The 20,512-nt window shown below is 69.7% G+C and carries 14 protein-coding genes; 8 read left to right on the plus strand and 6 right to left on the minus strand.

Annotation, left to right across the window (positions count from 1 at the left end; genetic code table 11):
• The 8 genes from ACWPN5_RS31220 to ACWPN5_RS31255 all read left to right on the plus strand — a co-directional run.
• Positions 1–2,769, plus strand: a 2,769-nt coding sequence (locus ACWPN5_RS31220) for a glycosyltransferase (RefSeq protein ID WP_492299461.1), incomplete at its 5' end; no start/stop codon positions are given.
• Between the two features lie 20 nt (positions 2,770–2,789).
• Positions 2,790–3,437, plus strand: coding sequence for a class I SAM-dependent methyltransferase (locus tag ACWPN5_RS31225; RefSeq protein WP_492299462.1), 648 nt, complete (start codon positions 2,790–2,792; stop codon positions 3,435–3,437).
• Between the two features lie 73 nt (positions 3,438–3,510).
• Entirely contained in the window at positions 3,511–4,785 is a 1,275-nt protein-coding gene (locus ACWPN5_RS31230) for a glycosyltransferase family 4 protein (protein WP_200478393.1), read from the plus strand.
• Positions 4,782–6,359 carry a class I SAM-dependent methyltransferase gene (locus tag ACWPN5_RS31235; RefSeq protein WP_145689647.1) on the plus strand — a complete coding sequence of 526 codons (1,578 nt, stop codon included), beginning with the start codon at positions 4,782–4,784 and terminating at the stop codon, positions 6,357–6,359. The genes ACWPN5_RS31230 and ACWPN5_RS31235 overlap by 4 nt, the downstream gene beginning before the upstream one ends.
• A gap of 154 nt (positions 6,360–6,513) precedes the next feature.
• Complete coding sequence (gene gmhA / locus ACWPN5_RS31240; RefSeq protein ID WP_492299464.1) at positions 6,514–7,086, plus strand: D-sedoheptulose 7-phosphate isomerase; 573 nt, start codon at positions 6,514–6,516, stop codon at positions 7,084–7,086.
• Between the two features lie 513 nt (positions 7,087–7,599).
• The gene (locus tag ACWPN5_RS31245; RefSeq protein WP_247888870.1) at positions 7,600–9,294 is read left to right on the plus strand and encodes a M10 family metallopeptidase; all 1,695 of its coding nucleotides are present in this window, start codon (positions 7,600–7,602) and stop codon (positions 9,292–9,294) included.
• A gap of 225 nt (positions 9,295–9,519) precedes the next feature.
• Positions 9,520–11,199 (plus strand): glycosyltransferase family 4 protein, encoded by a 1,680-nt coding sequence (locus ACWPN5_RS31250; protein ID WP_145689640.1) that lies wholly within the window; start codon positions 9,520–9,522, stop codon positions 11,197–11,199.
• A 39-nt stretch (positions 11,200–11,238) separates the two neighbouring features.
• Positions 11,239–12,084 carry a GNAT family N-acetyltransferase gene (locus ACWPN5_RS31255; RefSeq protein ID WP_200478395.1) on the plus strand — a complete coding sequence of 282 codons (846 nt, stop codon included), beginning with the start codon at positions 11,239–11,241 and terminating at the stop codon, positions 12,082–12,084.
• Positions 12,085–12,100: 16 nt separating this feature from the next.
• On the opposite strand, the gene ACWPN5_RS31260 is transcribed toward ACWPN5_RS31255, so the two are convergent.
• The 6 genes from ACWPN5_RS31260 to ACWPN5_RS31285 form a co-directional block, all read right to left on the minus strand.
• The gene (locus tag ACWPN5_RS31260; protein ID WP_145689637.1) at positions 12,101–13,831 is read right to left on the minus strand and encodes a tetratricopeptide repeat protein; all 1,731 of its coding nucleotides are present in this window, start codon (positions 13,829–13,831) and stop codon (positions 12,101–12,103) included.
• 81 nt (positions 13,832–13,912) lie between these two features.
• Entirely contained in the window at positions 13,913–15,271 is a 1,359-nt protein-coding gene (locus ACWPN5_RS31265; RefSeq protein WP_145689635.1) for an HlyD family type I secretion periplasmic adaptor subunit, read from the minus strand.
• The gene (locus ACWPN5_RS31270) at positions 15,234–17,540 is read right to left on the minus strand and encodes a peptidase domain-containing ABC transporter (protein ID WP_247888871.1); all 2,307 of its coding nucleotides are present in this window, start codon (positions 17,538–17,540) and stop codon (positions 15,234–15,236) included. The genes ACWPN5_RS31265 and ACWPN5_RS31270 overlap by 38 nt, the downstream gene beginning before the upstream one ends.
• Before the next feature lie 178 nt (positions 17,541–17,718).
• Positions 17,719–18,711 (minus strand): GDP-L-fucose synthase family protein, encoded by a 993-nt coding sequence (locus ACWPN5_RS31275; protein ID WP_145689631.1) that lies wholly within the window; start codon positions 18,709–18,711, stop codon positions 17,719–17,721.
• Positions 18,708–19,484, minus strand: a complete 777-nt coding sequence (locus ACWPN5_RS31280) for an ABC transporter ATP-binding protein (protein WP_145689629.1) — start codon at positions 19,482–19,484, stop codon at positions 18,708–18,710. Before ACWPN5_RS31280 ends, ACWPN5_RS31275 begins: the two co-directional genes overlap by 4 nt.
• On the minus strand, positions 19,484–20,344 hold the full coding sequence (locus tag ACWPN5_RS31285) for an ABC transporter permease (RefSeq protein WP_492299468.1): 861 nt from the start codon (positions 20,342–20,344) through the stop codon (positions 19,484–19,486). The genes ACWPN5_RS31280 and ACWPN5_RS31285 overlap by 1 nt, the downstream gene beginning before the upstream one ends.
• Between the last annotated feature and the right edge of the window lie 168 nt (positions 20,345–20,512).

Raw genomic sequence — 20,512 nt, forward strand, 5'->3', positions numbered from 1 at the left:
CCGGCAACGGTCAACCGGGGCCTGCGCCTTCATCCGGACCGCGACGTCGTCCTGCTGAACGCCGACACGCTGGTCGCCGGGGATTGGCTGGCCCGCCTGCGCGCCGCCGCCCACGCTTCGGACGACATCGGCACGGTCACGCCCCTGTCCAACGACGCGACCATCCTCAGCTATCCCTCCGGGAAGGACCGCCCGCCGCCGCCCTCCCCGGCCGGCGCGGCGCGGCTCGACCGGCAGGCCCGCGCGGTGAACGCCGGCCTCCGGGTCGAGCTGCCGACGGCCGTTGGGTTCTGCATGTACATCCGCCGCGACTGCCTGGCGGAGACCGGTCCCTTCGAGAAACTCCTGTTCGGACGCGGCTATGGCGAGGAGAACGATTTCTGCCTGCGCGCCCGCGGCTTGGGCTGGCGCCATCTGGGGGCGGCCGATGTCTTCGTGGCCCATGTCGGCGGCCGCTCCTTCGGCCGGCAGAAGACCATCCTGGCCGCGCGCAACGGCCGCCTGCTGGAACGGATGCACCCCGGCTACGATGCGCTGGTGCAGGCCTTCATCGCCGACGACCCGCTGCTGACGGCGCGGCGGCGCCTGGACCTCGCCCGCTGGGCCGCCGAGGAGCCGGAACCGCGCCCTCCGGCTGTCCTGCTGATCACGCTGTCCGGCCGCGGCGGCGTCGCCCGTTTCGTCGCCGAGCGTGTCGCGGCGTTGCGCGCGGAGGGCCGGCGGGTTCTGCGCCTGACCCCGGAAACCGGGGAGGGCCCGGACGCGCCGCCTGACGATGAGGACGAGAACGACGAGGGGGCCATCCCGGCCGATCCCCCCGAACGGCGCTGCCGGATCGAAGTGGCGGACCGGCCCGAGCTGCGCGACTTGGTGTTCCGCACGCGCGGGGAGTTCGAGGACCTGGTGACGGTGCTGCGGCAGGCCGGGACGGTGGCGGTGGAGATCCATCACACGCTCGGCCATGATCCCGCCGTGCTCGGCCTCGCGGCCCGGCTCGGCGTGCCCTACGACATCACCGTCCACGACTACGGGCTGATCTGCCCACGCGTGAATTTGGTGGACGGGAACGGGCGCTACTGCGGCGAGCCCGATCTGGCCGCCTGCGAGCGCTGCACCGCCGATCCGGAGGCCCGCGCCGACCCGGACCTGACGGTGACCGCGCTGCGCCGGCGCACGAACGCCCTGGTCGCCGGGGCCCGCCGCGTGACGGCCCCGACGCGGGACGTCGCCCGGCGTCTGGCCCGCCACACCGCCCCGCGCGCCATCGACGTGCGCCCCTGGGAGTCCGTCGAGCCTCCCCGCCACCCCCGGCCGGCCCGCCCGCCGGGGGGGCGTTGGCGTGTCTGCACCATCGGCGCGATCGGCATCCAGAAGGGCTACGAGGTCCTGATCGCCTGCGCGCGGGACGCCGCGGCCCGCGACCTGCCGCTGGAGTTCGTGGTGGTCGGCTTCAGCGAGGAGGACCCGCCGCTCTTCGAGACCGGGCGCATCGTCGTGACCGGGCGCTTCGCCGAAGAGGAGGCGGTCGCCCTGGTGCGGGCGCAGCAGGCCCATCTCGCCTTCCTGCCCTCCATCTCGCCGGAGACCTGGTGCTACGCGTTGTCCACCGCCTGGCGGGCCGGGCTGGAGGTGGCCGCCTTCGACCTGGGTGCGATCGGCGAGCGCATACGGCACGACGGCGGCGGCCATCTTCTGCCACCGGAACTCGCACCTGCGACAATCAACGACATGCTTCTGGGTATCCTTGACGCTCACACAGTGCATAGCGTAGCAATCGAAAGGCCTATTTCCTTCCAGCCTGATTACAGGCGTTCCGGTCCGCTGACGGGTTCGGAAGCGCCCGTTCACCAGTTTTCAACCTTTCACGCCCGCGGGGGGTCGTCGATGATCGGTAGCGTTGCGTCCGCAGAAGCCACCCAGTCCAGCCAGATCAAGGCCACGGCGCAGACCCTGCCCTTGGTGCCGGGCTTCTATTCCCTGATCGTCACGGGCGGCGGCGGCCCGTCGACCCCGGGTGAGCTTCCGCTGCCGAGCGTCCAGTTGGCCGTCGCCCCCAACGGCGCGGCCGGCACCGCCGTGGAGATGATCGGCAGCGTCCCGGGCAACTGGCTGACCAAGCCGGGCGATACCATCATCATCAAGGTCACGGGCGGGCCCGCCAATGTGATCCTCAGCTCCTACAAGCACATCGACCGCACGAACGCGCTTCTGTCGCTCCAGTTCGCCCGCATCGACGACGTTCCGGCCTCCTCCCAGCCGTCGGCCGCCGCCCCTGCGGCGGCGGCCCCGGTTGCTGCTCCGGTCGCCGCTCCGGCGCCGGGCGCCCGCCTCCCGCGCACCGAGATCCTGGCCCATGTCCAGCGCCATGGCGACCTGCGTTTCGCGGATTCCAACTGGACCGGCGCCATCGGGCAGCGGCTGTGGATCGAGGCCTTTTCGATCACCCCGGTCGAGGGCCTGGCGGCCGAGGACATCGAATACAAGGGCCTGACCGCCAACGGCTGGGAAACCCCCTGGATCACCGGCGGCGGCATGTGCGGCAGCCGCGGCCTCGGCACGCCGCTGATCGGCTTCTCGATCCGCCTGCGCGGCGCCGCGGCCGAGCGCTTCGACTGCGTCTATGAAGGCGCCTTCGTCAGCGGCTATCGCTCGCCGACGGGGCAGAACGGCAGCCCCTGCCGGTCGGACGCCATCGGCGACCCGCTGGAGGGCATCCTGCTGCGTCTGGTCGAGAAGCAGGGCGCCAACGCCCAGCCGCGCCCCTTCTGATCCGGAGCGGTTCCAGTCTGATGCTCCATCCGGAGTTTCCTGACACCCCGCCGCCGGCGACGGCCGCGCCCAGGACCGTGCTCAACGTCGGTTGCGGTCCGCGGGCCATCACCATCGTCGGCACCGTCTTTCCGGCGGAGGGGTGGCGGGAACTGCGGCTCGACATCAACCCGAAGGCCGACCCGGACATCGTCGCGTCGATGACCGACATGCCGGCGGTCCCGGACGGGTCGGTCGACGCCGTCTGGTCGTCGCACAATCTGGAGCATCTCGATCCCCACGAGGTGCCCCTGGCTCTGCGGGAATTCCTGCGCGTGCTGAGGCCGGGCGGCTGCCTTCTGCTGGCCGTGCCGGACCTTCAGGCGGTCGCCCGGCGGGTCGCCGAGGACCGCATCGACGAACCGCTCTACCAGTCCGGGATCGGACCGATCTTTCCCCTCGACGTCGTCTACGGCTTCGGACCGGCGCTCGCCGCCGGCGACCGTTTCATGGCCCACCGCACCGGCTTCACGCCGCGCACGCTGGAAAAGGCGTTGCTGCACACCGGCTTCGGGCCCGTCATCATCTGGCGCCTGGACGAGGCCTACGAACTGCGGGTCCGGGCGTACCGGCCGCCGGCACCGGCGAACGCGCTGGACGGCGCCATGTGGGACTTCCCGATGGCCTGACGGGCCGTGGGGCGACATGACGTGCAACGTGACTCGGCCCGCGACGGGCCCTCTGCGGAATCGGCGACGCGCAATGAATTATCTCTTCGTCCACCAGAACTTTCCGGGCCAGTACCAGCACATCGTCCAGCATCTGGCGGCGCAGCCCGGCAACCGCGTGGTCTTCATCTCGCATGACAGCCCCATGCAGATCCCCGGGGTGGAGCGCGCGATCTACCAGCCCTTCCGCGCCGCGCGGCCGTCGACCCACCACTATCTCCAGGAGCTGGAGCAGGCGGTCGTCTACGGGCAGGGCGTCTACGAGGTCTGCCGGCGCCTGCAGGCCGAGGGCTTCCGTCCCGACATCATGATCGGCCACAACGGCTGGGGCGAGACGCTGTACATGAAGGACGTCTGGCCGGACGTGCCGCTGCTCGCCTATTTCGAGTTCTTCTACCACTTGGCCGGGGCCGACATCGGCTTCGACCCGTCGCTGCCGGTCAGCCTGAACGACGGCCCGCGGGTGCGCACCAAGAACGCAATCAACACGCTGGGCTTCGACGCCGCCGACTGGGGCCACACCCCGACCGGCTGGCAGTGGTCGCTCTACCCCGACTACATGCGGTCCCGCATCAGCGTGATCCACGAGGGCGTCGACACCAGCATCGTGCGGCCGGAGCCGGACGCCTGGCTGCGACTGCCCTCGGGCCTGACGCTGACGCGCAAGGACGAGGTGGTCACCTACGTCGCCCGCAACCTGGAGCCCTACCGGGGCTTCCATGTCTTCATGCGCGCCCTGCCGGACATCCTCAAGCGGCGCCCCAAGGCCCATGTGCTGATCGTCGGCGGCGACGAGGTCAGCTACGGCCATGCGGCTCCCGGCGGGCGGAGCTACCGCGACATCCTGCTCGACGAGGTCGGGGCCGGCATCGACCGGGAGCGGGTGCATTTCCTCGGCAAGGTGCCCTACCCCAGCTTCCTGACCATCCTGCGGATCTCCTCGGCCCACGTCTACCTCACCTACCCCTTCGTCCTGTCCTGGTCCTTCCTGGAAGCCATGGCGGCCGGCTGTCTGGTCATCGGCTCCTCCACCATCCCGGTCGAGGAGGTGCTGCGCGACCGGCAGAACGGGCTGCTGGTGGACTTCTTCGACGGCGCCGGACTGGCCGAGCGCATCGACGAGGTGTTCGAGCATCCCGACCGGATGCAGGCGCTGCGCGACCGGGCGCGGCGGACCGCGGTGGAGCATTACGACCTGCGCACCGTCACCCTGCCCCGCTTCCTCGCCCTGACGGACGACCTGATCGCCGGCCGGACCCCGTCCCAGGGAGCGCCTTCCGGAAGACTTCCCGAAAGGACCCCGGCATGAGCGGCTGGAGCGACGGCTACAACGCCGACATCGCCTATACCCACGGCGCTTACCGCGAGCTGGCCCCCGGCTACCTCTCCTACGTCTGCCTGCTGAACGGCATCCGGCCGCCGCGCACCGACCGGCCCTTCCGTTACTGCGAACTGGGCTGCGGCCAGGGGATGACCCTAAACATCCTGGCCGCGACCCATCCGCAGGGCCGCTTCACCGGCATCGACTTCAACCCGCTGCACATCGCGGGCGCCCGCCGGCTGGCCGAGGAGGCGGAGCTTACCAACGTCGCCTTCCACGAGCGCAGCTTCCAGCAAATCGTCGCCGACGGGCTGCCGGGCGATGAGGCCGGGGCCAAGGGCGGCGAGGGATTCGATTTCATCGCCCTGCACGGCGTCTACAGCTGGATCAGCCCGGAGAACCGCCAGGCGGTGGTGGACATCCTGGAGCGCATGCTGAAGCCGGGGGGACTGGTCTATCTCAGCTACAACAGCCAGCCGGGCTGGGCGCCGCTGATGCCCCTGCAGAAGCTGATCCTGGCGCACGCAACGGCCAATCCGGGACGCAGCGACCACCAGTTCGACGCGGCGCTGGGCTTCCTCAACCGGCTGAACGAGGCGGGGGCCGGCTATTTCGCGGTGAACAGCGCGGCCGGGCAGCATCTCGGCATGATGGCGGGGCAGGACCGCCGTTATCTCAGCCACGAGTATCTGAACGCTTACTGGGAGCCGCTGGGCCATGCCCAGGTGGCCAAGGATCTGGCCCGCGCCAAGCTCGGCTACGCCGGTTCGGCGACCATCCCGCAGAATTTCGACGACCTCGCGGTGCGCGCGGAACTGCGCGCCATCCTGGCGGAGATCACCGATCCGACCCTGGCCCAGACGGTGCGCGACTTCGCGGTGAACCAAGTGTTCCGCCGCGACGTCTTCGTGCGCGGCCCGGAATCGATGCCGGCGGCGGAGACGGAGGCGGCGTTGCGGCGCCTGCGCTTCACCCTGCTGGTCCCACGCGAGAGCGCCAGCTTGGCGATCCCGGTGCCGCTGGGCGAGCTGCGCCACGACCCGTCGCTCGGCCTGCCGATCCTTGACGCGCTCGCCGCCGGCACGCCGAGCTTGGGCGAAATCGCCGCGATGCCCGAAATGGCCCGGCACGATTTCGGCACGCTGTCGCGTTTCCTGGCGCTGCTGGTGTCCTCCAACCAGGCGCATCCCCTGGTGGACGCGCCGGAGGAGGGCCGCGCGTCGGCCGGCCGGCTGAACCGGGCGGTGGCCCGACGCATGGGGCTGGATGAGTCGCTGTTCCATCTGGCCGCGCCGGTCGTCGGACAGGGCCTGGGGGCGGACTCGCTGGAGCGCCTCGTCCTGGCCGGCCTGCTGACCGGTCCGCGGGACGGCCAGCCGCTGGACATCCAGGCGCTTGGCGGCTTCGTGGCCGGGGCGCTGGAAGGTTTCGGGCGGTCCGTGCTGGCCGAGGACGGCAGTCCGGTCACCGGCCGCGACGCCATGCGGGAGCGGCTCGCCGTGGTGCTGCCCGACCTGCTGAACCAGAAACTGCCGGCGTGGCGGCGCACCGGAATTCTGTGAGCCTCCTTCGCGATCCGGCCGATCCGTCGGGGAGGGCCGCCACGCGGCCGCCCGCGAAGGAGGGCGGAATAACAGCGGGATGGCGCCGCCGGGCGCCCCCATCGTATGGTGCGGGACGAAGGACCCGCCCTCTCGACGTTTCCAGGAAGCTCTGATGACCAACCCCGCCGACCGCGTCCGCGACGCCTTTCTCGAGACATCCCGCAACTTCGTCGCCTTCGCCGAGCAGGCGGACGCCATCGCGGCCGCGGCCACCGTGATGATCGACGGCCTGCGGGCGGGCGGCAAGGTGCTGTTCTGCGGCAACGGCGGTTCGGCGGCCGACTCCCAGCATCTGGCGGCGGAACTCACCGGGCGCTACCTGCGCGACCGGCCGCCGCTGGCGGCGGTGGCGCTGACGGTCGACACCTCGGCCCTGACGGCCATCGCCAACGACTATTCCTATGACGAGGTCTTCGCGCGGCAGGTGCGCGGGCTCGGCCGGGCGGGCGACGTGCTCGTCGGCATCTCGACCAGCGGCAACAGCCGCAACGTGGTCGCCGCCCTGGAGGCGGCGCGCGCCCTGAGCATGCGCACCGTCGGCCTGACCGGCGCCGGCGGCGGTCGGATGAAGGAGCTGTGCGACGTCTGCCTGTGCGTTCCCTCCTCCGACACCCCGCGCATCCAGGAAATGCACATCGCCGCCGGCCACATGCTGTGCGAGCTGGTCGAGAACGCCTTCGTCTGACGCGGGACCGGCCGCGCCCACCGTTCGGAGGCGGGCGCAAGGCCTGATCGGCCCAGCTTTCCAATCCCCGCTTTCCAGTTGGCCCGTTTCCGGCCGATCGGCGTTCTGTTCGATCGGATGAGGGGACGACGCTCCGGGCGCGACCGGAGCGCCGCCTTCAAGCGCCTCTCACCCGATCCGCTGTCCCGTTCGCGTCCCCCGGCACGGCCGGTTGTGCCTCCGGACAACCCGGCGCACACCGATGGTTTCCGCGATCCGGCGGAGCTACATCCTCGCATCGCAGCGACACGCAAAAGAAACAAGGCGGCGCCCCTTAATACTCCCCCTGCGGCGGCGAGTACTTACGGGTAGCCGTTCAATGGAGTAATTGTTCGCTCGAATTCACTCCTGAAATGAAGATCCATCCGCTGCGCGCGGTCCTTCTTCATTTCAGGGTATTGGGTGATGAGCGCAATTGATTACGCGTATCCCGTATCCGGGATTAACGCGAGCGGCAACATCGCGATCGATTCCTTGTTGTGGGGTTACAAATGGGGGGCGGACAGCACGCCCGGCACAGGCGTTTCCCTGACCTATTCCTTCGGCGTGGCCGGTCTCTCCACCTACCGTGACGGTTACGCGACGCCCGACCCATCCAGCGCCTGGACCCTGTCCGGCACGGCCGAGGCGGCGATCCGCCAAGCGATCGGCAGCTGGAGCGCGGTGGCGAACATCACCTGCACGGAGGTCGCCGACACGGCCACCGCCTGCGGCGATCTTCGCATCGGCGGCAGCGCGTCGCCCGCAGTCGCCTACACGATCATGACCATGGCCGATCTGCCCGAAGGGGGAGACATCTGGTTCGGCACCAGCTTCGCCGACCCCTCCCTGTCCTGGAGCGGCGGCTCCTACGCCTACCTCACCGCCATGCACGAGGTCGGCCACGCACTGGGCCTGAAGCACACGCACGAGGACGGCGGGGCCGGCTTTCCCGCGGCCCCCACCGCCATCGACAGCCAGCTCTACAGCGTGATGAGCTACAAGTCCTTCGTCGGGGCGTCGCCGACGATGGGGTACTGGCAGGACCGCTTCGCCACCACGCCGATGATCGGCGACATCCAGGCGATCCAGTACCTGTACGGCGCCAACATGGCGACCAACGCCGGCGACACCGTCTATTCCTGGGAGCCGGGTCAGGCGATCTACGAAACCATCTGGGACGGCGGCGGCAACGACACCATCAGCTGGGCCAACCAGACGACCGACGCGCGGATCGACCTGCGCCCCGGCCATTACAGCGACCTGGGCCCGGCCTGGTCGTCGGGTTTCCTGCTGGAGAAGCGGACCCTCGGCATCGCCTACGACTGCTGGATCGAAAACGCGACCGGCGGATCGGGCAACGACCTCCTGATCGGCAACGAGCGCGACAACCTTCTGATCGGCGGCGCCGGCAACGACACGCTGATCGGCGGCGGCGGCAACGACACGCTGGACGGCGGCGAGGGGATCGACACCGCCCTGTTCGAGAAGCCACCGGAGGCCTACAGCATCCTGCACACCGGCGACGGCGAGGTGACGGTGACCAGCTCCCAGGGCACGACCACCCTGCGCAGCATCGAGCGGCTGTCCTTCGGCGACATGACCCTGGCCCTCAACCCCGACGCCCAGGCCGGGACCGTGCCCACCACCTTCTACGCGGTAGCCGACAGCGCAACCGGGAACCGCATCCTTCAGGAGGCCTCATCCTACTCCGGCCCCCTGAACTCCCTGCAGTGGCAATGGATCGGCAGCGCCGCCGACGAGGCCATCGCCGGCAGCGCCGGCAACGACTTCATCAACGGCCTGGGCGGCGACGACGCCATCGACGGCGGGGCTGGCGACGATGTGCTGGACGGCGGCACGGGATCGAACTTCCTGACCGGCGGGGCGGGGCGGGACACCTTCTTCGTCGACGCCCGCGCGGGCGAACCGGTCTGGTCCACCGTGACGGACCTGGAGGCCGGCGAGTCCGTGACCGTCTGGGGGTGGCAGGACGGCCGGTCGACCATGTCCTGGGCGGAGATGAACGGCGCCGACGGCTACAAGGGCGCCACCGCCCAGATCGACATCGACGGCGACGGGCGCATCGACGCCAGCCTGACGCTGACCGGCAAGGCGGTCGGGGCGGTCGCGGCCATGTCCGGCACCGTGCAGGGCAACGGCTATCTCGCGCTCTGGCTGAACGGGTAACGCCGGTCAGCGGGCAGGCGGGGGGCGAAAGGCGGGCGGATGATCGTGATCCGCCCGCGCCGGAATCGGGAGCCAGAATCGGCCGCTGGCGGCGGGCACCGGCGATTGAAGAAATTTCCGGCGACACACGGCGTGGCGTTCAGGCGCGTTGCCCAGGGCGGGTGCCCCCGCTACTCTCCGGCTGGCATCTCTTCCCCGCCGCACCAGCCAGGACGTCCGCCGCCCGTGTCCAACGCCGCCATCTACTTCCACCCCGAAGGCTACGAGACCGCAAGGGCGGACCTGAAGGGCCGCCACGTCGCCGGGGAGTCCTTCCTCATCGGCTTCTTCCGGCATTCGGGGCTGGACGGCTTCGCCTGCCACATCGACCGGCCGGAGCTGGCCCACCTGTTCACCGATCTCGCCGCCCGCCACGCCCCGGGACGCCGCGTGACGCTCTACCCCACATCGGAGCCGTCGAAGCTCGCCAACGTGGGGTGCCTGTTCGTGCCGGGGCCGGGGATCGACCACTACGCCTGGCGCCGGCGCTCCCGCGACCAGCGCGGCTACAGCCTGTGCGGCATCACCCACACCACGTCGGAATCCCCGGAGCATCTGGGCGCCCTGGCGACCGCGCCGCTGCAGTCCTGGGATGCGGTGATCTGCACCTCCCAGGCGGCACGCGCCTCCGTGGAGGCCGTCCTGCGCCCCTACGCGGCCTATCTGCGCGACCGGCTGGGCGCCGCCGAGGTGCCGATGCCGAACCTGCCGGTGGTCCCGCTGGGCGTGGACACCGCCGCCTTCCGCTTCGACCCGTCGGTGCGCGCGGCGGAGCGCGCGGCGCTCGGCATCGGCCCCGGCGAGGTGGCGGTGCTGTTCATGGGCCGCCTGAGCTTCCACGCCAAGGCGCACCCGGTGCCCATGTATCTGGCGCTGGAACAGGCCGCCCGCCTCACGGGCAAGCGGATCCACCTGATCCAGGCCGGCTGGTTCGGCAACGACGCCATCGCCGCCGCCTTCGCCGAGGGAGCCAAGCGCTACTGCCCCAGCGTCAACGCGATCTTCCTGGACGGCCGCAAGCCGGAGGTGCGCACCCGCGTCTGGGCCGCGGCCGACCTGTTCACCTCGCTGGTGGACAACATCCAGGAAACCTTCGGCATCACCCCGGTGGAGGCGATGGCCGCCGGACTGCCCTGCGTGGTCACCGACTGGAACGGCTACCGCGAGACGGTGCGTGACGGCGTGGACGGCTTCCGCGTGCCGACCATCCTGCCGCCGCCGGGCGCCGGCGTCGATCTGGCCGACCGCTACGCCGCCGGACTGGACAATTACGACCACTACATCGGCCGCGCCTCGCAGATCAGCGCCGTGGACGTGCACGCGGCCGCCGAGGCCTACACGCGGCTGGTTGCGGACGAGGGCCTGCGCCTCCGGATGGGCGAGGCCGGACGCGCCCGCGCCGTCGCCCTGTTCGACTGGCGGGCGATCATCCCGCAGTATCTGGACGTCTGGCGCCAGCTGGCCGACATCCGCCGCAACGCGCCGGAGCGCGCGCCGCGCGCCTCCGGGGAGGACGGCAACCCGCTGCGCCCCGATCCGCTGCGCATGTTCCAGAGCTACCCGACGCGCGCGCTGGAGCCGGGGCTGCGGCTGGTGCGCACCGATGGCGCCTCGCGGGCGGCCATCGGCAACGCCTTGGCGGTGCTGCAGGCCGACCCGCTGAACTCCCCGGCGCGCGGCATCCTGTCCCCGGCGGCCGACCTTGTCCTGGCGCTGGACGCCCTGGACCCGCCGGGCCGAACGGTCGGTGAGCTTACCGCCCTGGTTCCGCCGGAGCGCCAGTTGCTTCTGGTGCGCAGCCTTGTCCATCTGATGAAGTTCGGTCTTCTGCGCACGGTCGAGCCGCTCGCCGTGCGGGAACTCTGAGGGCCGGACGGAACCGGCCGGGTGCCTGGGGGCAACGCCATGACCATCGGGCCCGAAGGCTGTCTCGATCGTATCGGCCACCACGTGACCGGCTGGGCCTGGCTGCCGGCGGAGCCGGCCCGCCGGTTGCGCGTGGAGATCCTGTTCGGTGATCCCCCCACGCGGATCAGGGTGCTGGCCGATCGGCACCGCCCCGACCTGGAGGGCGCCGGCAAGGGGGACGGGCGCCATGGCTTCGCCGTGCCGCTGCCCGACGCCCTGATCGGACGGGAACCCGCGGTCGATGTGCGCCTGCCGGACTTTCCCGGCGCTCGACTGCGGGGCACCCCGCGGCGGGCCATCCTCACGCTCGGCTTCGTCACGCTGCGGGCCATTCGCCCAGTGGGCACCGATCCGGAGCGCTTGTGCGGCTTCCTGGCCGGCATGGTCCGGCTGAATGGGGGATGCGCCGACACCGCCGTTCCAGGCGTGGCGGACCTTCGGTCCTGGCTGGCCGGCGGGGCCGACCGGTGCTGGCTGATTGCGGAACGGGGGGGCCGCATCGTCGGGCATTGCCGGATCGGCCCGGGCTGGCCCGCCCAGGCGAACACGGGAGCCCTCACCCTCGGCATCGAGCTGCACCCGGACGTGCGCGGCTTCGGCCTCGGCCGGCAGCTCATGCTGGCCGCGCACCGCTGGGCCGCCGGACGGTGCGCGCGCCTGGAGCTGGCCGCCTTGCCGCACAACGCCCACGCCCTCGCGCTCTATCGCGGCTTGGGCTACGTCGACCTGGGTCCGGCGGCCCTGCCCGAAACCGGGGAGATACACCGCCGCATGGCCATCGGGCTGGCCGCACCTCGCGGACCCGCCTGGGACGCGGGGCGGGCGATCATCCTGGTCGGCTGAGCCGGCCGCGGGAGCGTCACCCCTCGCCGGCGGCGCGGAGCTGGCCGGGGGGCTGATCGTCGAGGGTATCGCCGATCGGGTCGTCGCCGCCGGACGGGTCGGTGGCGGGCAGCCGCTGCAGCAGCAGCTTGGCCCGCTCATCGCCAAGGGTCGCCGCGCGCTCCAGCCAACCGCGGGCGCGGGCAAAATCCTTCCGCTCGCTCCAATGGCCGTGCAACTCGCCGAGCGCCGTCATGGCCGACGGTTCCTTCTGCTCGGCGGCGGCGGTCAACCAGCGGAGCGCCTCGTCGATGTCGCGCTCCATCCCCAGCCCCTGCATGCAGAAGCGGCCGAGGTTGATCATCGCGCCGACATGGCCCTGTTCGGCAGCCTTGCGCGACCAGAAGGCGGCGCGGGCGTAGTCCTGGGGCACCCCGTCCCCGGCGGCGAGCATGGTGCCAAGCCGGAACTGCGCCAGCACGCTCCCCTGCTCGGCCGCCCGCTCGTACCAGGTCAGGGCGCCCGCCGGGTCGCGCGGCACGCCGAGACCGAGGCTGTGCAGCGTGCCGATGTTGTAGACCGCGTCGCTGTTGCCCTGCTCGGCCGCCCGGCGGAACCAGTCGAGCGCCCGGTCGTAGTCGCGGGTCACCCCGCGCCCTTCGGCGTACAGCGCGCCGATGCGCAGCTGGGCCTGCGGGTCGCCCTGGCCGGCGGCGCGCTCCAGCCAGCGGACCGCCTCCATCTCGTCGCGCGGCACGCCGGACCCGGCGAAATACATCTGCGCGATGATCTTCTGCGCCTCCCGGTGCCCCATCTCCGCCGCCGCCCGGTACCAGGTCGCGGCGTCGAACAGGTTGGGCTGCATCCCCGCCCCCCGGCTGTTCAGGTGGCCGAGCTGCAGCATCGCCTCGGTGTCGCCCTGAACCGCCGCCTTGCGCAGCCAGGTCTCGGCCGTGTGCGGATCGGCCGCAACGCCGATTCCCCGCGCGTACATCAGGCCGAGCGCCCGCTGCGCGGCGGCGGCGCCGGCTTCGGCGGCGCGGCGGAACCAGACGGCGGCGGCCTCGTGATCCTGCGCCACCCCCACGCCGGCGGCGTACTGGGTGCCGAGATAGTACCAGGCCATCACGTTCTTCTGCTCGGCCGCCTTGCGGAACCACTGGTGGGCGGCCTCGGGGTCGGATGTCCCCCCATAGCCCCCGGCCAGCAGGGTCCCGAGCCCGAGTTGGGCCGCCGGGTTGCCCCGCTCCGCGGCGATGCGGTACCAGCGTTCGGCCTCGGCGTAATCGGGCGCGATGCCGAAGCCCGAGGCGTGCATGTAGCCGAGCATGGCCTGCGCACCGACGACGCCCTGCTCGGCGGCGGCGCGCGCCCAACGCAGCGCCTCCTTGTAGTCCTGCTCGATCTTCAGGCCCTTGGGGAAGAGGACCGACAGGGCCTCGTCGGTCGGCGTGATCCCCTTCGGCGCGTCGCAGCCGTAGTAGTAGATTTCGGCCAGCCGCGCCTGGGCATCGCCATGACCGTTCTCGGCCGCCTGCCGGTACCAGCCGACCGCATCGACGGCATTGCGCACCACGCCTTTGCCGAGATCGTACAGGCGACCGATCTGGTGCTGGGCGCCGGCATGGCCGGCACGGGCGGCCGGCAGCCAGGATTCCAGGGCCGCCTTGTGGTCTTCCCGTTCGAGCGCCTTCAGACCCTGGGCGTAGTCGTCGTCCGGCGAAGCGGCGCCGAACAGCCGCCCGGCGGCCTTGATAAGCTTGCGCATCGGCCTCTCAACCCTTTCCTTCCGTACCGATCACCGGCCGTCGGCTTGCGCCGGCCGGTACCGGTGCCTTCGGGCCTCGCTTTACGGCTCGCGCATGCCTTCGGCACGGCTCTTCAAGGCCCCTTCGACAAGATAGGCAATGATGGTCCTTTCACCGACCACAATGTCCGCCGTCAGCGGCATGCCGGGAACCAGCCGGAAATCGGCGGGCACATCGCGCAGCGTCACGTCGGTCAGCTCGATCCGGGCGCGGAAGAAGGGACGCGGCGCCTGGGACTGATCCTCGCGCTTGGTGAAGGAGTCCTCGCTGATCGTCTTGACCACGCCCTTGGCCATCCCGTGCTCGACGTAGCGGTAGGCATCGAGCTTGACCTGCACCGGGTCGCCCGGCTTGATGAACCCCTGGTCGAGACCGGCGATCTCGGCCTCCACCTCCAGCTTCGCGTTCAGCGGCACCAGAGTGTAGATCGGTTGGGCCTGCTCCACCACCGATCCGACGGAGTACTTCCCGACCTCCAGCACCACGGCGTCGTCCACCGCGCGCAGCTCGACGAGATCGCGGCGCTTCTGGGCCTTGGCCAGTTCCTCGCGGACGCGCTCAAGGTCGACCTGACGGGTCGACAGGTCGGTCAGCAGGGTGCTGCGCCACTGCTGGATGTAGACCTCGCGCTCGGCGCGCAGAGCCTCCAGATCGTGACCGGCGGTGCGGATGGTGTTTTCGCTGTTGCTGAGGTTGCGTTCCGTTTCCACCCGCGTGTCGCTGGCGATCAGGGAGTTGAGGCGGCTGCCGGTCTGATTCTTCTCCAGGGTCCGACGCATCGTCTCGATTTCGCCGACGATCCTCAGGCGCGAGCGGAAATGCTCGGCGTCCGTCTGGTTGTTCTTGATCGTCGCCTGCAGGGTGGCCATGCGCTGGTCGAAGTTGGCCAGCTTGGCCGTGTACTCCGCTTGGCGGAAGCGCCAGATGGATTCCTGCAGGGCCATGTCCGGGTCGTCGGCGGCCGCCGCGAAGACCGCGTTCTTGGCTTCCGCGTTCAGCCGGGCGATCTCGGCCGCCAGCTTGGACGCCTGCCGCTCCAACTGGGCGACGTCGGCCGACGAGAAGGTCGGATCGAGCGTGGCGAGCACCTGCCCGCGCTGCACGGTCTGCCCGACGCGCACGTTGAGGTTCCGGATGATCGAGGTTTCCAGAGGCTGGACGACGATGGTCGGGGCCTGGGACACGACACGCCCCTGGGCACTGACCACGCGGTCGAGCTTCATCACCGACGCCATCACGACCAGCGCGACCAGCATGCCGGTGAAGGACCAGAGGACCAGCCGGGCGCCATTCGGCTCCGGCTGACCGGTGATCTCCGCGACCTCGCCCTGGAAATCGTTGATCGCCTGCTCGGCGAAGCGGTCAGCTGTTTGCGGCCGACGTAAGAGGAGCGCGGTCATGAGTGCTTCCCGGGGAAAGGTGGCGGTTCTGCTGGAACCAGAGGTGCCGGTAGACGTCGCAGCGCTGGAGGAGCTCGTCGTGCTTGCCCATGTCGTAGAGCTTGCCGCGCTCCATCACGATGATCTGGTCGCAGTTCACCAGCGAGGCGAGACGGTGGGAGATGACGATCATCGTCCGGTCCTGGGCGATGCGCGTCAGGTTGTTGTTGATGATCGCCTCGCTGTCGGGGTCGAGCGCGCTGGTCGCCTCATCGAGGATCAGGACGCTCGGATCGACCAGCAGCGCGCGGGCGATGGCGATGCGCTGCTTCTGGCCGCCCGACAGGTTGGCCGAGCCTTCCTCGATCATCGTCTCATACCCGCGCGGCAGGCGCTCGATGAACTCCTCCGCGCCGGCGAGACGGGCGGCCCGCATCACCTCCTCAAGCGAGGCGCTGCGGTTGGCCGCCATGATGTTCTCGCGGATCGTGCCGCTGAACAGGAAGTTGTCCTGCAGCACGACGCCGAGGTTGGAGCGCAGGTGGCTGAGGTCGATCTCGCGCAGATCCACGCCGTCGACCTTGATCAGGCCCTCGTAGTTCTGATGCAGGCCCTGCAGCAGGCGCGTGACCGTGGTCTTGCCCGAGCCGGACCGCCCCATGATGCCGATGACCTGGCCGGCCTTGATGGCGAAGCTGGTGTTGTCGAGCGCCGGGTTCTGCGACCCCGGATAGCGGAAGCGCACATCGGAGAAGGAGATCTCGCCCTTGATCACCGGGCGCACGCCCTGGCGGCCCAGACCCTGCTCCTGCGCCTGGTTCACGACCGACGACACCTGGCCGACGGCGCCACGCGCCTCCTGGAACTGCTGCATCAGGCTGGCCATCTGCACGAAGGGCTGGGTCGCGCGGCTGGCGATCATGCTGAAGGCGACCAGCGAACCGCCGTAGACGATCGCCCCCTCGCCGATGGCGAGGTAGGCGCCGATCGCCAGCGTTCCGGCGTAGATCGATTTCTCGAGAGGCTGCAGGATGGTCTGCGGCTGGTTGGACAGCATCTGCATGGCCGTGTTGGCGCGCACCGCCTCGGCGACGCGGACCTCCCAATCGAGCCGCTTGCGGCCTTCCAGGGCCAGCGACTTCACGGTGCGCATGCCATGCAGCACCTCGATCATGAAGGAACCCTTGCGGTGCTCGGCCTGGATGACCTTGCCGTAGGCGCGGGCCAGCGGACCGATGTAGACCACCACCACCAGGCACATGATGAGCGCGATGCCCAGCACGATGAAGGCGAGCGGCGGGCTCAGTATGAACATCGCGGGGATCAGCACGATCAGCGTCATGGAATCAAGGAGCGTCCCGAACAGCTGGCCGGTCAGGAAGCTGCGGATGCGCCAGACCTCGTTGAGCTGGTGGGAGACGACGCCGGTCGGCGTCCGCTCGAAGAAGTCGATCGGCAGACCGATCATCCGGTCGAAGATGTAGGTGCTGATGCGGGCGTCCACCTTGGCCGTCCCAATCGCCACCAAGCGGCGGCGCAGGTAGCCGAAGAGGGTGTCGAACACCAGGATGACCCCGATGACCACCACGAGCAGGGTCAGCGTGGACATGCGCTGATGGACGAGCACGCGGTCCAGGATGACCATGAAGATCAGCGGCGGCCCCAGGGCGAACAGGCTGAGAACCAGGGCGGCGATGGCCACGTCGCCAAAGATCCGCTTTTCACGCAGGATCTGCCCGATCAGCCAGCCGAAGCCGAACGGCTGCTCCTCGTCGCTCATGCGGTAGCGGCGCTTGACGAAGATGACGTCGCCGTCCCAGACGGAGGCGAGGCGGAGTTCGTCGACCGCGACACAGGCTTGGTCGGGGCTCAGCGGGTCCTGCAGCATCACCGCCGGGGTGTCGCCATCCTTGCGGAAGGAGACCAGCACCATCGTGCTTCCGTCGCGCAGACGGAGCAGCAACGGGAGGGCCTTGCCCAGACGGGACAAATGCTTCCAGCGGAGCTTGGCGGCACGGGCGGTGAGCCCGTTGCCCTCGGCGATCTTCACCAGGAGTCCGGGGGACGGTTCTCCAGACTCGATCCCGTTGTCACGCCTCAACTGCTCCACCGAAAGATGGAGGCCGTGATGACGCGCAACGATGGCAAGCGCATGGAGGCTGGTGGTCCGCTGGGCCTCTGCAGAGGCTTTTTGCGGATCGGTGGCGGTCTTGCTCTGCATCGGGCCCCTGTGTTCCAGTCGCTCTTCCGGTGGCTTCCCAATGGCGCGACTGTACTTTACTACCTTCATCGGACACAAGCGCCACACTGGTAAGCCTCAATTTGGGCGAGCTTTAATTGGCCACTGGAGCGTTCGTGTCGGTTGTGATGTATTTGGGGGTGCCCAAAAGAGCACAGGCCATCCCGGTTTCATCGCGCGATGGCTGCGACGTTGCACCGCAGCGGACCGAGGGCGGGCGTGGCCGCCCTCAGCGGCCTTCCAGGGTCGGGACGGCCAGCCCGCGCAGGGTTCCGGAGCGCAGTTGATCCACATACCAGCGGTAGGTCCTTGCGAACCCCTCGCGCAGCGGCGTGGGCGCGGCCCACCCCATGGCGGCGAGCCGGCCGCTGTCCATGATCTTGCGCGGCGCCCCGTTCGGCTTGGACGGGTCGAAGCGGAAGCGGCCCCGATAGCCGATCACCTCGGCCAGCAGTTCGGCCAGCCCGCGGATGGAGACCTCATGGCCCGAACCGAGGTTGACTTGCGGCTCGCCCGAATAGTTCTTGGCGAGGAAGACCAGCCCGTCGGCCAGATCCTCGACGAACAGGAATTCGCGCAGCGGGCTGCCGTCCCCCCACAGCACGACGCTGTCCGCCCCCTCCTCCTTCGCCTGGTGAATCCGCACCATCAGGGCGGCGGCGACGTGCCCCTGCGCGACGTCGAAATTGTCGCCGTAGCCATAGAGGTTGGTCGGCATCGCCGCGATGAAGTCGCAGCCGTACTGCCGGCGGTAGGCCTGGCACATCTTGATGCCGGCGATCTTGGCGATCGCGTACCACTCGTTGGTCGGCTCCAGCGGACCCGTGAGCAGCGCCTCCTCGCGCATCGGCTGCGGCGCCAGCCGCGGGTAGATGCAGGAGGAGCCCAGGAACACCAGCTTGCGCACCCCGACCGTCCAGGCGGCGTGGATGACGTTGGTTTCGATCGCCAGGTTCTCGTAGATGAACTCGGCCGGCCGGCTGTTGTTGGCGTGGATGCCGCCGACCAGGGCGGCGGCGAGGAACACCACGTCCGGCCGCGCTTCGGCCATCCAGTCCTCGACCTCCGCCTGCCGGCGCAGGTCGACGCTCCCGCGGCCCGCCGTGAGGATCTCGCACGGTTCCCGTTCGAGCCGCCGGACGATCGCCGAGCCGGCCATGCCGCGGTGCCCCGCGACCCAGACCCGCTTGCCCTCCAAAGAGAACGGCGCGTCCACGGTCATGCCCCTGCTCCCGTGGCGGTGGCCGCCGCGACGTGGGCGTGATACTCCGCCAGCACCTCGTCGACCGGCCCGAAGCGCTGGACGCTCCCCCGCTCCAGCCACAGCACCTTGTTGCACAGCCGCTTCAGCACCTCCTCGACATGGGAGGCGACGACCATGATGCTGGACCGGCTCACGAATCCCTCGGCGCGGCGCTGCGCCTTCTCCAGGAACTTCGTGTCGCTGACGGCGAGCCATTCGTCCATCAGCAGGATCTCCGGATCGACCGAGGTCGCCGCGGCGAAGGCGAGGCGGAGCGTCATGCCCGCTGAATAGGTGCGGACCGGCAGGTTGAGATAGTCGCCCAGCTCGGTGAAGGCGGCGATGTCGTCCATCTTCCGCTCCACCTCCTCGGCATCGATGCCGAAATAGGCCGCCCGCATCCGGATGTTGTCGTAGCCCGACGCGTCCATGTCGAGGCCGAGGCCGAGGTCGAACAGCGGCGTCACGCGCCCTTCGACGCGGATCCGCCCAGCCGTCGGCTCGTAGACGCCGGCAAGCACGCGCAGCAGCGTCGTCTTGCCGGCGCCGTTCCCGCCGATCAGCCCGACGCGGTCGCCGTGCTCCAGGGTCAGCGAAAAGTTGCTCAGCGCCTTCACGGTGATGCGGTGATGGGCGTCATGCTTCAGGACGCCGCTGGTGGAGGAGCGCAGCAGGGTCTTCTTCAGGGAGCGCGCGCTTCCCTGGTAGAGGACGAAATCGACCGAGACGTCGTTGAGGTGGATCGCAGCCATCAGAGCCAGTAGGCGATGCGTTTGCGGAAACGAGCGAAGGCGGCGAAGGTCAGGGCCCAGCCGGCCACGGCGAACAGCAGGCCGAACGCCCAGTTCTCCCAGTGCGGAAGGTGGCCGAGCAGCGGCGCCCGAATGGCCTCGATCAAATGGTAGAAGGGGTTGAGCACCATCAGATAGCGCCGGTCACCCAGCAGCTCCGGCTTCCACATGACCGGCGTCACGAAGAACAGGAGCTGGATCACGCTGGCGACGATGGGCGGCACGTCGCGGAAGCGCGTGCAGATCATGCCGCACAGCAGCATGATCCAGCCGGCGTTGACCAGCAGGAGCCCGAGCCCCGCGAAAGCCAGCAGAATGCCCCCGAGCCCCGGCCAGATCCCGAAGACCACCGCCACCCCTGCGAAGATGACGATGTTGTGGGCGTAGATGATCAGGTTCCGCCACAGCACGCGCAGGATGTGCAGCGACATCGGGATGCGCACGTTCTTGATCAGTGGCTCCAGGTCGATGAAGCTCGTGCAGCCTTCGTTCAGGAAGGCCGCAATGAAGGTCCAGGTGGCCAGGCCGATGGCAAGGAAGGGCAGGTAGCTTTCCAGGTCGAGCCGGAAGAGCGTCCCGTAGATCAGGCCGAGGCTGGCCACCATGACCGCCATGCTGAGCGTCAGCCAGAAGGGGCCGAGCACCGAACGGCGATAGCGCTTGCGGATGTCGTGCCAGCCGAGCTTGCTCCACAGCCGCCAACGCCGGCCACCCTCCAGCAGGTCTTCCCAGGCCCTCTCCGACTGGCTGCGGTCGCCGGAATCGTAGACACCCGTGCGTTGCTTGCGAAGCCGCAGACAGGTCATGCTTTCACTCGTCATTGCGGGCGCCTTGGGTGCAAGCCGCGACCGTACACCGGGCCCGCCACGGCGAGGAGACTTTGGACAACACCACGCGAACTCCGGAACGAAACAAACCGAACGGCAGCCTGTATACTCCCTTCGTCAGTGGCTTCACAGCCTTAACCCACCGCCCTCCCAAGGGGGGAA

It is taken from the genome of Azospirillum sp. UENF 211521, assembly GCF_058780535.1.

Excerpts from the sequence above, each read along its gene's own strand:
- ACWPN5_RS31225 (WP_492299462.1), top strand. The coding sequence starts at position 2,790 with ATGCTCCATCCGGAGTTTCCTGACACCCCGCCGCCGGCGACGGCCGCG.
- ACWPN5_RS31230 (WP_200478393.1), top strand. The coding sequence starts at position 3,511 with ATGAATTATCTCTTCGTCCACCAGAACTTTCCGGGCCAGTACCAGCAC.
- ACWPN5_RS31235 (WP_145689647.1), top strand. The coding sequence starts at position 4,782 with ATGAGCGGCTGGAGCGACGGCTACAACGCCGACATCGCCTATACCCAC.
- gmhA (WP_492299464.1), top strand. The coding sequence starts at position 6,514 with ATGACCAACCCCGCCGACCGCGTCCGCGACGCCTTTCTCGAGACATCC.
- ACWPN5_RS31255 (WP_200478395.1), top strand. The coding sequence starts at position 11,239 with ATGACCATCGGGCCCGAAGGCTGTCTCGATCGTATCGGCCACCACGTG.
- ACWPN5_RS31260 (WP_145689637.1), bottom strand. The coding sequence starts at position 13,831 with ATGCGCAAGCTTATCAAGGCCGCCGGGCGGCTGTTCGGCGCCGCTTCG.
- ACWPN5_RS31265 (WP_145689635.1), bottom strand. The coding sequence starts at position 15,271 with ATGACCGCGCTCCTCTTACGTCGGCCGCAAACAGCTGACCGCTTCGCC.
- ACWPN5_RS31270 (WP_247888871.1), bottom strand. The coding sequence starts at position 17,540 with ATGAAGGTAGTAAAGTACAGTCGCGCCATTGGGAAGCCACCGGAAGAG.
- ACWPN5_RS31275 (WP_145689631.1), bottom strand. The coding sequence starts at position 18,711 with ATGACCGTGGACGCGCCGTTCTCTTTGGAGGGCAAGCGGGTCTGGGTC.
- ACWPN5_RS31280 (WP_145689629.1), bottom strand. The coding sequence starts at position 19,484 with ATGGCTGCGATCCACCTCAACGACGTCTCGGTCGATTTCGTCCTCTAC.
- ACWPN5_RS31285 (WP_492299468.1), bottom strand. The coding sequence starts at position 20,344 with ATGACGAGTGAAAGCATGACCTGTCTGCGGCTTCGCAAGCAACGCACG.